12 protein-coding genes are annotated in these 12,546 nt (G+C 65.3%); 1 reads left to right on the top strand and 11 read right to left on the bottom strand.

Annotated features, from left to right (window positions below; genetic code table 11):
• Positions 1 to 31 precede the first annotated feature (31 nt).
• The 11 genes from fabZ to ACZLZY_RS09515 form a co-directional block, all read right to left on the bottom strand.
• Positions 32 to 499 (bottom strand): 3-hydroxyacyl-ACP dehydratase FabZ, encoded by a 468-nt coding sequence (gene fabZ / locus ACZLZY_RS09565; protein WP_472933309.1) that lies wholly within the window; start codon positions 497 to 499, stop codon positions 32 to 34.
• Positions 474 to 1,544, bottom strand: coding sequence for a UDP-3-O-(3-hydroxymyristoyl)glucosamine N-acyltransferase (gene lpxD, locus ACZLZY_RS09560; protein ID WP_472933308.1), 1,071 nt, complete (start codon positions 1,542 to 1,544; stop codon positions 474 to 476). The genes fabZ and lpxD overlap by 26 nt, the downstream gene beginning before the upstream one ends.
• 40 nt (positions 1,545 to 1,584) lie before the next feature.
• A complete protein-coding gene (gene bamA, locus ACZLZY_RS09555) occupies positions 1,585 to 4,134 on the bottom strand; it encodes an outer membrane protein assembly factor BamA (RefSeq protein ID WP_472933306.1) in 2,550 nt (849 codons plus the stop codon).
• A 214-nt stretch (positions 4,135 to 4,348) separates the two neighbouring features.
• Complete coding sequence (gene rseP / locus ACZLZY_RS09550) at positions 4,349 to 5,488, bottom strand: RIP metalloprotease RseP (RefSeq protein WP_472933304.1); 1,140 nt, start codon at positions 5,486 to 5,488, stop codon at positions 4,349 to 4,351.
• Between the two features lie 109 nt (positions 5,489 to 5,597).
• Positions 5,598 to 6,449, bottom strand: a complete 852-nt coding sequence (locus ACZLZY_RS09545; protein ID WP_472933303.1) for a phosphatidate cytidylyltransferase — start codon at positions 6,447 to 6,449, stop codon at positions 5,598 to 5,600.
• A gap of 18 nt (positions 6,450 to 6,467) precedes the next feature.
• The gene (locus tag ACZLZY_RS09540; protein WP_472933558.1) at positions 6,468 to 7,154 is read right to left on the bottom strand and encodes an isoprenyl transferase; all 687 of its coding nucleotides are present in this window, start codon (positions 7,152 to 7,154) and stop codon (positions 6,468 to 6,470) included.
• Positions 7,155 to 7,227: 73 nt separating this feature from the next.
• Positions 7,228 to 7,785: a ribosome recycling factor gene (gene frr, locus ACZLZY_RS09535; protein WP_472933301.1), complete on the bottom strand. Its 558-nt coding sequence runs from the start codon at positions 7,783 to 7,785 to the stop codon at positions 7,228 to 7,230.
• A 37-nt stretch (positions 7,786 to 7,822) separates the two neighbouring features.
• Positions 7,823 to 8,542, bottom strand: coding sequence for a UMP kinase (gene pyrH / locus ACZLZY_RS09530; protein WP_472933300.1), 720 nt, complete (start codon positions 8,540 to 8,542; stop codon positions 7,823 to 7,825).
• Positions 8,543 to 8,654: 112 nt separating this feature from the next.
• The gene (gene tsf / locus ACZLZY_RS09525; protein WP_472933299.1) at positions 8,655 to 9,581 is read right to left on the bottom strand and encodes a translation elongation factor Ts; all 927 of its coding nucleotides are present in this window, start codon (positions 9,579 to 9,581) and stop codon (positions 8,655 to 8,657) included.
• Between the two features lie 123 nt (positions 9,582 to 9,704).
• A complete protein-coding gene (gene rpsB, locus ACZLZY_RS09520; RefSeq protein WP_472933297.1) occupies positions 9,705 to 10,562 on the bottom strand; it encodes a 30S ribosomal protein S2 in 858 nt (285 codons plus the stop codon).
• A 553-nt stretch (positions 10,563 to 11,115) separates the two neighbouring features.
• Complete coding sequence (locus ACZLZY_RS09515) at positions 11,116 to 11,955, bottom strand: EipB family protein (protein WP_472933295.1); 840 nt, start codon at positions 11,953 to 11,955, stop codon at positions 11,116 to 11,118.
• Between the two features lie 121 nt (positions 11,956 to 12,076).
• Between ACZLZY_RS09515 and ACZLZY_RS09510 the strand changes: the two genes are divergently transcribed.
• On the top strand, positions 12,077 to 12,544 hold the full coding sequence (locus tag ACZLZY_RS09510; protein WP_472933294.1) for a RidA family protein: 468 nt from the start codon (positions 12,077 to 12,079) through the stop codon (positions 12,542 to 12,544).
• The last annotated feature ends 2 nt before the right edge of the window (positions 12,545 to 12,546 follow it).

Genomic DNA, 12,546 nt, shown 5'->3' with positions numbered 1-12,546 from the left:
TCAGTTCGGAGCCGCTGGCATGCGATGGCGCTCAGGCCGGGTCGCGGGCCACCAGCATGGCGCTGACGGTCGCCTCGGCGACCTTGACGCCGTCGACCTTGGCGACGCAGTCGAACTTCCAGATGTTGCCGCGCTTCTTGTTCTGCACGACGTGGTATTCCAGCCGGTCACCCGGCACCACCGGACGGCGGAACTTCGCATTGTCGATGGTCATGAAATAGACCAGCTGCGGCGTGCCCTTGCCCATCGCCATGGTGCAGATCGCGCCGGCGGTCTGGGCCATGCCCTCGATGATCAGGACGCCCGGCATCACCGGCGTGCCGGGGAAATGCCCCATGAAATGCGGCTCGTTGACCGTCACGTTCTTGATGCCGATCGCCGCCTTGTCCGAGTCGATGCCGACGATGCGGTCGACCATCAGGAACGGGTAGCGGTGCGGCAGGAGCTCCATGATCTGGAGTATGTCGGCGCTCTCAAGCGTCGTTGTCGTCTCGTCCATCCCTGCCCCCTGGTACGCGTCGCGCCTTTGCCATTTCACTAACCCAGGTCACTTCCCGGAACCAGTCCCGCACCGGCTTGGCCGGCGTCCCGCCCCAGCGGGCGCCGGGCGGCACGTCGCTGGCGACGCTGCTGATGGCGGCGATCTGCGCGCCATCGCCGATGGTGACGTGGTTGTTGATCGCCGTCTGGCCGCCGATGGCAACGCCGTCGCCGAGCGTCACGCTGCCGGCGAGCGCCACCTGCCCGACGATCATGCAGTTCTGACCGATCCGCACATTGTGCGCGACCTGAACCTGGTTATCGATCTTGGTGTTCTCGCCGATCACCGTGTCGCGGATGGCGCCGCGGTCGACCGTCGTATTCGCGCCGATCTCGACACCGTCCTGCACGATCACCCGGCCGATCTGCACCATCTTCAAAATGCCGTCGCGGCCCGCGGAATAGCCGAAGCCGTCCTGCCCGAGGCGAACGCCCGGATGCAGGATCACGCCATTGCCGATCAGGCTGTGCTGGATGCTGACATGCGCGCCAATCCGGCAGTCGCGGCCGATCTTGCAGTCCGAAGCGATAACGGCTCCCGCTGAGATCACCGTGCCACGGCCGATGCCGACGCGCGGACCGATCACCGCCATCGGCTCCACCGTGACGCCATCCTCCAGAACCGCCGTCGGATCGATAGCGGCGAAGGGCGAAATCCCGGGGCTCATCGCCTGCGGCAGAAGCGCTTCGGGAAACAGGGCCCGGCCGGCCAGTGCAAAGGCCCGCCCGGCATCGCGGGCGACGAGCGCTGCGATGCCCTCCGGCACCAGCGGAAGACTGCGGCGGGCAACGACGACGCAGCCGGCGCGCGTTGCCGCGAGGGCCTCGCGGTAGCGCACATTGTCGAAGAAGGTGAGATCGTCCGGGCCGGCATCGTCGAGGGCCGCAAGCCCACGGACGCGCCGCGTGCCGTCGCCGCCCGCAACGAGCTCGGCGTCGCAGAGCGTCGCGAGCGCGGAGAGGGTCAGCCCCTCACCGGCTGGAAAGAATCGGATGTCTGTCATCAAAACTGAAGCGGGAGACCCTGAGGTCTCCCGCTATCCCTTAGAACCGGGTCGAGAAGCCGAAGGACAGTTCCTGGGTCTCGTCGTAGTCTTCCTTCATGACCGGGTGCGCGTAGTTGACGCGCAGCGGACCGAAAGGCGAGGCCCAGAGCAGGCCGACACCGACCGAGGCGCGCACTTCGAGGTCGTCGCCGACGACACCTTGCTGGCCTGCGAATTCCGTGCCCCAGAGCGTGCCGGCATCGGCGAACACCGCGCCCCGGAAACCGAAGTCGCGCGACACCAGCGGCAGCGGGAAGGTCGTCTCCGCCGTGGCGTTCAGGTAGTTCTCGCCGCCGATCGCGACACCGCTGCCGACGCGGTTGCCGCTGGCATCGAGCTCGAACTGGCGCGGGCCGATGCCCTTGGTCTCGAAGCCGCGGACGATGTCCTGGCCCTTAAAGAAGTTGTCGAAGACGCGAAGGTCGCCGTCGAGACCGGCAACATTGCCGCCACCGACCGAGAGCTGTCCGACGACGTCGTATTCTTCCTGCAGCTGCTGGAAATACGATGCCTTGCCGGTGGTCTTGACGAAGCTCGCGTCACCGCCGAGGCCGGCGACTTCCTGGCCGAACGAGGCGATGATGCCGTTGCGCGGGTCCTTGGTCGAGTCGAGCGTGTTGTAGGTCAGCGCGTAGGAGACCGACGATGTGGTGTACGGGCTGTCGCAGATCGCCTGGTTGATGATCGTCGAGCGCGTGTACTTCGGGGCGCCCGAGAAGTCCGTGGCACCGGCAACCTGGCGGCCTGAGACGAGACCGTAAGGGTCCGGATCGCCGCAGGTGGCGTAGATCGCCTTGGTGTCGCCGTCGAAATCGCTACCGGCAACGACCGGCTTGCCGTCCGCACCGATGATCAGGGCACCGGCGGAGTCGACGAGATAGTCATCGATCTTGGCACCGCCGTCGTCGTCGCCGAACTTCTCCTGCTTGAAGTTGTAAGCGACCTGCGCGGTGAAGTCGTCGGTGATCGGCGCGGCGACACGCAGCGAACCGCCGGTGCGCTCGACGTCGTAGGATTCCGACGTGTTGGTCGAGGTGTAGATGTCGAAGCCGGCGGCCAGGCGGCGGCCGAGGAAGTAGGGCTCGGTGAACGACAGCTGGTAGTTGCGGGTATCAGCGCCGAAGCCGGCGGAGACCTTCACATACTGGCCACGGCCAAGGAAGTTGCGCTCGGTCACGCCGATTTCGGCAACCGGGCCATCGCTCTCGCCGCCGGTGGTGTAGCCACCACCGATGGAGAACTCGCCGGTCGACTTCTCGACCACGTCGACGATCACGACGACGCGGTCCGGCTCGGAGCCCGGCGCGGTCGAGATGTTGACCGAGGTAAAGAAGCCGAGCGACTCGAGGCGCTGCTTAGCGCGCTGCACCAGAACCTGGTTGAAGGCGTCGCCTTCGGAGACGTCGAACTCGCGGCGGATGACGTAGTCGCGGGTCTTGGTGTTGCCGCGCACGTCCAGCCGCTCGATGTAGGCGCGCTGGCCCTGGTCGACCACGTAGGTGACCGAGATCGTACGGTTGTTGAAGTCGCGGTCGCCGCGCGGGGTGACCTGAGCGAAGGCATAACCGTTCTCGGCGACGCGGTTGGTCACGGCGACCAGCGAGTCCTCAACCTTCTGCGCGCTGTAGACGTCGCCCGAGCGGGTCTTCAGCTCGCGCTCCAGCGCGGCGCCGTCGACGCCCGGAATGGCGCTCTCAACGGCGACGTTGCCGTAGGTGTAGCGCTCGCCTTCGTCGATGGTGAAGGTGACGGTGTACTTGTTGTTGGTCTCGTCGAGATCGGCAACCGAGGAAACGATGCGGAAGTCGGCGTAGCCGTGGTTGTAGTAGAAGCGGCGCAGCGTCTCTTCATCGGCGCGCAGGCGGTCGGCATCATAGATGTCGTTGCGCTGGATGAAGCTGAGCAGGCCGGACTCGCGCAGCGCGATCACTTCCTTCAGACGGCCATCGCCATAGGCATTGTTGCCGACGAAGTTGATCGTGCCGATCTTGGTGCGGTCGCCCTCGTTCATCTCAAAGACGACGTTGACGCGGTTGTTGTCGACGGGAAGCGTGCGGACGGTGACGGTCGCATCGCTGCGGCCGATCTTGCCGTAGGCTTCCTTGATGGAGGCGACGTCGGCCTCGGCGGTGGCAGCCGAATAGGCGCCGCGCGACTGAGTCTGGACGGCGGCCTTGAGCTGCTCGTCCTTCAGCTTGGAATTGCCCTGGAAGACGACCTGGTTGACGATCTGGTTCTCATCGACCCGCACGTTCACCGTGCCGCCGCTCTGGCTGATCTTCACGTCGGAGAACAGGCCGGTCGAGTAGAGCTTCTGCACGCCCTCGTCGATGTCGGCTTCCGTGGCATTCTTGCCCGGGCGGATCGACAGGAGGCCGCGGATCGTATCGGCCTCGACGCGCTGGTTGCCCGTCACGACCACGTTGCTGACCATCGCGGCCTGGACCTGCGAGACCATCAAGAGCTGGACACCGACAGTGGTGGCCAGGATCGTCGATGATAGCGCAAATGCCGACGTGGCCCTCAGGAGCTTTGATCCAGCCGTCATAGGCTTCACCCACCTTTTATACATAACACCGCAGCGACGCCGTTTCGGCATCATGCGCTCATTGCCTTTTAACGGCTTTAGGACCGCGTTCAAGCAAACTGGACGGATTCAGTTTAGGAATCGGAAAACCGTTGCTCCCCGGCCACGGCTCCCTGATACATGGTTAACACAGCGTTAAACCGGCGACAGGAGAAAAGCCCCGCGCAAGCCACGCTCAGGTCAGCCAGGAAATGTCGTTCCACATCGCGAAGATCATCAGCGACAGGACGAGGACGATGCCGATCCGGAAGCCGACGTCCTGCACGCGCTCGCTCAGCGGCTTCCCGCGCAGCGCCTCGAAACCGTAGAACATCAAGTGCCCGCCATCGAGCATCGGGATCGGCAGGAGATTGAGAAGGCCGATCGAGATCGACAGCTGCGCGGCCAGAATCAGCACCGCGGCAAAGCCGAGCGTCGCCACCTGGCTGGAGATACCGGCGATTCGGATTGGCCCACCGATCTGCTCGGCGCCGGAATGCCCGGTGACGATACCGCTGATGAAGCTGACGGTATGGTGGGTGAAGAACCAGGTCTGGTCGACGCCGAACTTCAGCGCTTCGACCGCCGACAGGCTCTCGACGCGGAAGTCGGCGCTCTCCTTGCTGGCGACAAGGCCCATCAAGGGCGTCTGCACCTCGTTGCCGAAAGGATCGGTCTGCGTCACCAGCGCCGGCGTCACGGTGAACTCCAGCGGCGCGCCGGCCCGCTCGACGCCAACGCGGATCGGCACCTCGGCCCGCGTCGACACGTATTCCAGGATGTCGTTGAAATAGGTGACCTTCGTGTCGTCGAGGGAGACGATCCGGTCGCCGGCGAGAATGCCGGAGGTCGCCGCCGGGGTCCCTGCCCGCACTTCCGACACCACGGGATCGCCGACCGGCCGCCCGCTGATGAAGGCGACGCCGGCGAAGATAACGATGGCGAGGATGAAGTTGGCGACCGGGCCGGCGACGACGGTCGCCGCCCTGCGGCCGACACTCTTGGCCGGAAAGGACTGTGCGCGCTCCGCCGGGTCCATGGCCTCGACGGCGGCATTGTCTGGCATGCTCGCGGCGTTCTCGTCGCCGAGGAACTTCACATAGCCGCCGAGCGGAATGGCGCAAAGCTTCCAGCGGGTGCCGCGGCGGTCGTTGAAGCCGACGAGTTCCGGTCCGAAACCCACGGAGAACGCCAGCACCTTGATCCCGCAAAGGCGGCCGATCAGGAAATGCCCGAGCTCGTGGAAGAAGACAATGACCGTCAGGACGAACAGGAAGGGCACGAACTTGATCAGGGCGGTGTCCCAGATCATGCCGAGGCCGGACGAGAGATCCATCTTGTTTCCTTGCTCGAAGGGCGCGATCGGCCGGTATGCCTGCAAACCGGTCCGTCTATCTTATGGAGTCCGCTTGCCGCGCGGCAAGCAAACCTTCTGTGTGGGATGACTAGATCGCGAAGATCGCCCGCGCCGGATGCTCGATTCCCTCCAGCATCACGCCGACGATCCACGCGGCGCCCAGCGCGATGATCAGCGCATCGATCCGGTCCATCAGGCCGCCATGGCCCGGAATGATCCGGCCCGAATCCTTCACGCCGAAGCGCCGCTTGACCCAGGACTCGAAGAGATCGCCGGCTTGGCCGAGCACGGAGAGAACGGCGGTGAGAAGGAGGATCCAGAGCGGAAACTCGCCGGTGACCTCGACATAGAAGGCGGAGCCGAAAGCCATGCCGGCAATCAGGCCGCCAAGCGAGCCGGAGATCGTCTTCTTCGGCGAGACCGAGGGCAGGATCTTCGGTCCGCCAAAAGTCTTGCCGGTGAAGTAGGCGAAGATGTCCGTCGGCCAGACGACGGCGATGACGAGGCCGAGCACCGCGAGCCCCGCCGCGTCGTCGGCCCGCAGCATGCCGGGGGCCAGCGCCGCGAAGCCTGAATAGACGAGGCCGCCGAGCGCCCAGTCGGCCTTGCGCTCGCGCCGGTCGACGAAAGCGACGAAGAGGCCGGCGCCGCCGATGATGATGAGGGAGAGAAGGTTCTCGCCGAGCAGGAAGGCAAACAGGCTGAAGAAAAGCGCCCGGCGGGCGAACTTGAAGATCGGCCCTGCCCGCTTGGCGCGGGTCATCCGCGCCCATTCCTCGAACACGATGACGCCGGTGAGGCAGCACAGCATGCGGAACGGCACGCCGCCGACGAAGGCGATCGCCAGCACGGCAGCGCCGAGGATCACGGCGGAGATCAGGCGCGATTTGAGGTCGGCCCAGGATTGCGTCGAAACGAGCCTGCCGATTCCTAGGCCCATCGGATCATCCGCATCGGGTCAGGACGCGATCTCGCAGGAGACGCCGCCATAGCGCCGATCGCGCGAGGCGAAATCCTGCAGCGCGCCCTCGAACGCCTTGCGATCGAAGTCCGGCCACAGACAGGGCAGGAAGACGAACTCGGAATAGGCCGCCTGCCAGAGCAGGAAGTTCGACAGCCGAAGCTCCCCGGAAGTGCGGATGATGAGATCGGGGTCGGGAATCCCGGCGGTGTCCATGTGACCGTCGAGCAGTTCCTCGCTCACCGACTCGGCCTTGATCTCGCCCGATGCCACCTTGTCGGCAATCCGCCGGACAGCACGGGCCACTTCCTCGCGGCCGCCGTAGTTGAAGGCGATGACCAGCGTCGTATGGGTGTTGTCGCGCGTCAGGTTCTCGGCTTCCTCGAGCAGCGAGCGGATGTCGTTGCTGAGGTTTTCGCGCGCGCCGATCACCTTGACCCGCACGCCTTCCTTATGAAGGTCGGCGAGGTCACGGCGGATGAAGAGCTTCAGGAGGCCCATCAGCTCGTTCACCTCCTCGGCGGGGCGTCGCCAGTTCTCCGAGGAGAAGGCGAACAGCGTGAGGTAGCGGATGCCGAAGTCACCGGCAGCGCGGACGGCCCCACGGACCGCCTCCACGCCGCGGCGATGACCCATGGTACGGGGCAGGCCGCGGGCTTTCGCCCAGCGTCCGTTGCCGTCCATGATGATGGCGACGTGTTGGGGTTGCCGCACCGCTTGTCCTCTTGATTCCACCGCCGCAGAAGGCACGTTCAGGCTAGACCTGCATGATTTCGGCTTCCTTGGCCGACAGGGTCCTGTCGATCTCGGAAATCGTCTCGTCGGTGATCTTCTGCACGCGATCGGACATCTGACGGGCGTCGTCCTGCCCCATATCGCCGTCTTTCTCGAGTTTTTTCAAGGTCTCCATGCCATCGCGTCGCACATGGCGTGCGGCCACGCGGCCATTCTCGGCATAAGTGTGGGCAACCTTGACCAGTTCCTTGCGGCGCTGCTCGTTCAGCTCCGGCAGCGGAATGCGCAGCGTGGTGCCGTCGGTGATCGGGTTGAGGCCGAGATGGCTGTCGCGGATCGCCCGTTCGACCTTGCCGACCATCGTCTTGTCCCACACCGAGACCGACAGCATGCGCGGCTCGGGGATCGACACGTTGGCCAGCTGGTTCAGCGGCGTCTGCGTGCCGTAGGCCTCGACCGTGATCGGGTCGAGCAGGCTCGCGGAGGCGCGGCCGGTGCGCAGCCCCTGGAGGTCGTGCTGGAGGGCGTTGATCGCGCCGTCCATGCGCCGCTTCAGGTCGTTGATATCGAATTCAGCCATGGTCTGTCCTTTTGCTTTTGCGCCGTGTCGATCCAGCCTAGTCGGTCACGATGGTGGCGCGACCGCCGCCCGACAGGATGCGGGCGAACTCACCCTTCTCATGGATGGAGAATACGACGATGGGAATGTGATTCTCGCGTGCCAAGGCGACGGCTGCGATGTCCATCACCGCGAGACCCCTTTGCAGCACCTCGTCGTGCGTCAGCTGGTCGAAGCGGGTGGCGTTCGGGTTCTTCTTCGGATCCTCGGAATAGATGCCGTCGACCTGCGTGCCCTTGAACAGCGCCGCAGCGCCCATCTCGGCCGCACGGAGCGCAGCGGCGGAATCGGTGGTGAAGAACGGGTTGCCGGTGCCGCCGGCGAAGATCACCACGCGGCCCGCCGCGGCATGGGCGAGCGCCACGCGCTGAGAGAAGCTTTCACAGATCTCCGGCATGGCGATGGCCGAGAGCACGATCGCCTCGATGCCGAGCTTGGCGAGCGAAGTGCGCAGCGCCAGCGCGTTGATGACGGTCGCCAGCATGCCCATGTGGTCGCCGGTGACGCGGTCGCCACCCTTCGACGCCACGGCGACGCCGCGGAAAATATTGCCGCCGCCGATGACGACCGAGATGTCGGCGCCGAGCGCCCTCGCCTCGGCGATATCGCCGGCGATGCGGTCGACGACCGTGACGTCGATGCCGAAACCCTGGCTACCCATAAGGGCTTCGCCGGAAACCTTGAGAAGCACGCGCTTGAAGCGGATGTCTGCCGTCATTTCCATCATCCTCATGCAATGCGGGCCCGCAGCGCGAGCCGGCCTGCGATACAATAAGGGCGCCCGCTTGTCACGCAGGCGCCCCCGGCAGTCTCGAAGGGAGAGTAAACGCTTACTTCTGGCCGGCGGCCGCAGCGACTTCGGCAGCGAAGTCGCTCTTGTCGCGCTCGATGCCCTCGCCGAGCGCGAAGCGCACGAAGCCGGTGATCTTGGCCGGGGCACCAAAATCCTTCTCGGCCTCCGCGAGCGCCTTCTCGACCGTCAGGTCGGGATTGATCACGAAGGCCTGGCTGAGCAGGACGACTTCCTCGTAGAACTTGCGCATGCGGCCTTCGACCATCTTCTCGATGATCGCGTCCGGCTTGCCGGACTCGCGTGCCTGCTCGACGAAGATCGCCTTCTCGCGATCGGCGGTCGCCTGGTCGACCTCGGCCGAGGTCAGCGCCAGCGGGTTGGTGGCGGCGACGTGCATGGCGACCTGACGGCCGAAAGCAGCGAGAGCCGCCTTGTCGCCGGTGGACTCCATGGCGACGAGAACGCCCATCTTGCCGAGGCCGTCGGCGACCTGGTTGTGGATGTAGGTGGCCACGACGCCATCGGTGACGGTCAGCATAGCGCTGCGGCGCAGCGACATGTTCTCGCCGATCGTGCCGACGGCCTCGACGATGGTCTCGGTGACCGACTTCGACGAATCGGGATAGGCGGCAGCGCCGACAGCCTCGACGGAACCGTCCGTCTCGAGGCCGACCTTCGCGACATTGCGCACGATCGTCTGGAAGGCGTCGTTGCGGGCGACGAAGTCGGTCTCGGAATTGACCTCGACGACGATCGCCTTGGTGCCGCTCGAGGCGGCGCCGATCAGGCCTTCCGCAGCGGTGCGGCCGGACTTCTTGTCGGCCTTCGAAATGCCCTTGGCGCGCAGCCAGTCGATGGCGGCTTCCATGTCGCCATTGTTCTCGGCGAGCGCGGTCTTGCAGTCCATCATGCCTGCGCCGGACTTCTCACGCAGCTCTTTTACCATCGCGGCGGTAACGGTCATCGATCAGCCTCTTGGAAAATGAAACAGGCGCACCCCCGTCGCCAGACGAGAGGTGCGCTGTCAATGTGACGGCGTGATTACGCCGTCCGGTCAGGATGCGCCGGCTTTCGCCGGCACAGGGTCTCAGGCGGCCGGCTGGGCTTCCGGCTCCGGCTGCGGCTCGGCAGCAGCCTGGGCGTCGGAAGCGACGTCGGTCTCGGTCTCGGCAGCCGACTGCGACGGCATGGCCTCTTCTTCCAGCGTCTCCATCGGAGCCTCTTCCATCGCGCCGATGTCGACGCCCATGGCGCCGGCCTGGCGGCCGATGCCGTCGAGGCAGGCCTTGGCGATCAGGTCGCAGTAGAGCGTGATCGCGCGGGCCGCGTCGTCATTGCCCGGGATCGGGAAATCGATCGGGCGCGGATCGCAGTTGGAATCGATCACGGCGACGACCGGGATGTGGAGGCGCTTGGCTTCCTCGATCGCGATCGCTTCTTTGTTGGTGTCGACGATGAAGATCATGTCCGGCACGCCGCCCATGTCCTTGATGCCGCCGAGCGCCCGGTCGAGCTTGTCGCGCTCGCGCTGCAGCGTCAGGCGCTCCTTCTTGGTGAAGCCGTGCGCTTCACCGGAGAGCATCTCGTCGAGCTTGCGCAGGCGCTGGATCGAGTTCGAGATGGTCTTCCAGTTGGTCAGCATGCCGCCGAGCCAGCGGGCGTTGACGTAGTACTGGGCGGACCGGGCAGCGGCATCGGCGATGATGTCGGACGCCTGGCGCTTGGTGCCGACGAACAGCACGCGGCCGCCGCGAGCGACGGTGTCGGACACGGCCTTCAGCGCGGTGTGCAGGAGCGGCACGGTCTGCGCGAGGTCGAGGATGTGGATGTTGTTGCGCGAGCCGAAGATGTAGGGGGCCATCTTCGGGTTCCAGCGGTGGGTCTGGTGGCCGAAGTGGACGCCTGCTTCGAGCAGCTGGCGCATGGAGTAATCGGGCAATGCCATCGTGTCGGTTCCTTTACCGGTTCAGCCTCCACGGAAAAGAAGCAGCCAGGGTTGGCCGCCACCGGAGGGACCGCAGCGGACGACCGAGGTCGCCATGAAGTCCCGAATTCCGTGTGTGGAATGACCGCGCCCATACACCGATTCAGGCGGCCGGGCAAGGGTTAGGTGTGGGGCGCGGGTTGGATGCAGGCGGTGGATGCGGGGGGTGGAGGGGTGATTTGCGGCTTGGGGGTGGGTGCTATGTCGGTCGGGCTGCGCCCCTTTCCGCAGTGAAGTGCGTGGCCATTTGAGCGTAAAGCGCAATGGCGCCGACTCTTCAATCTCGTCATCCCGGACTTGATCTCTGCGAAACCAAAGGTTTTGCTGGGATCCATTCCTCTGCGGTGGAGTCCGCAGTCCGCGTCAGAACACCGGCAAGGTCGACCGTAGATCACTCGTTCAACGATTTGGAATGGATCGCAGCGAAACCTTTGGTTTCGCAGAGATCAAGTCCGGGATGACGAAGTTTTGGCCTTAGAACCCTCTCCCCACCCGTCTTCGACCCCGTCCCGTCTCACTTGCACCCCTTCGCATCCAGCAGATCGAGCTGGCTCAGCGCGCCGTTGAAGGCGTACTCGCCAAAATTCAGCGTCAGCGCGTCCGACACGCCGTTCTCGTAGAGGGTGTAGCTGGTCTCGAACACCGGCATGCCATCGGGGTCGCTGTCGCTGTTGTAGTAGGATTCGCTGACCTTCCAGGATTTCAGCCCCGCCAGTTCCTGGTCGATCTTCGGCGAACGCGGCGGCGGCGGCGTGCCGTCGGCCTTGTTCGGCTCAGGCGTGGGCGCCGCTGCCGGCGGATCGTTCGGGCTGATGATGGCGGTGCTGGAGAGCAGCTTCTCCGCGTCGTCGTCGCCGTCGAAGAGCTTCGCCTCGACGATCCGGTCGCCGGCCTTTGCGTGCTCGATCAGCGTCGCGGTGTGCTGCATCGGGAAGTAGGAGAGCGGCAGGCTGAACTCCGCCGCCTTCGGCGACTGCATTGCGACCTTGGTGGCATCGCCCTCGCGCCGGGCCTTGCCGCGGATTTCCTTTTCCGGCGCGCCGTCGACGAAGGTCTTGGTGGTGAAGCTGAAGTCGCTGCCGTCGGCGTTCTCGGTCGAGATCGTCTGCTGGTCGGTGACCGTCACCTCCTCCTCCTGCTGGAATTTCGCGACGAAGCGGTAGTCCAGCGCATAGACGCCGCAGGTCTCGGTCTGCAGCTTCAGCGCGATTCGCCCCTCCGCCCCGACGAAGTCGGTGGAGCCCGACGCGAGCGACAATTCGTAGACAGCCTGATGCGGGGCGAGCGGGACGGCGACGGCGAGACCCGTCGTCGCGGGAAGCATTGCCAGAACGACCAAACTGCGGAACACCATGCAAAACTTTCCTCAACGAGGCCGGCGATCCGGGCTATGTCGGGCCTCGTCACACTCTATCCCCGACGGGGAGCCGGCAATATGCCCGCGGCCCTCCAATCATGTGAACAAAGGAAATTTGATGACCGACACGATCGCCTCCCGCCTCGCCGCCGCCGGCGTCACCTTGCCTGTCGCCGCCGCACCCGCCGCCAACTACGTGCCCTACGTCACCTACAACAACGTGCTGCAGACCTCCGGCCAGCTGCCGTTCGAGGACGGCAAGATCGCCGCCATCGGCAAGCTCGGCGGTGGCGTCTCGCTCGAGGACGGACAGCGCGCGGCGAAGGCCTGTGCGGTCAACATCCTCGCCCAGGCAAGCGCGGCTCTCGGCGGCGACCTCACCCGCATCGTCCGCCTGCTGAAGCTCACCGTCTTCGTCGCCAGCGACGCCGGCTTCACCGAGCAGCACAAGGTCGCCAACGGCGCGTCGGACTTCATGGTCGAGATCCTTGGCGATGCCGGCCGCCACGCCCGCTCCGCCGTCGGCGTGCCCAGCCTGCCGTTCGACGCCGCCGTGGAAATCGAAGCGTTCTTCGAGATCAAGTAAGG

It is taken from the genome of Mesocryomonas lacus (assembly GCF_055730135.2).
The sequence above is the reverse complement of the archived record's forward strand: the minus strand, read 5'-3'. Positions and strand labels throughout refer to the sequence as shown.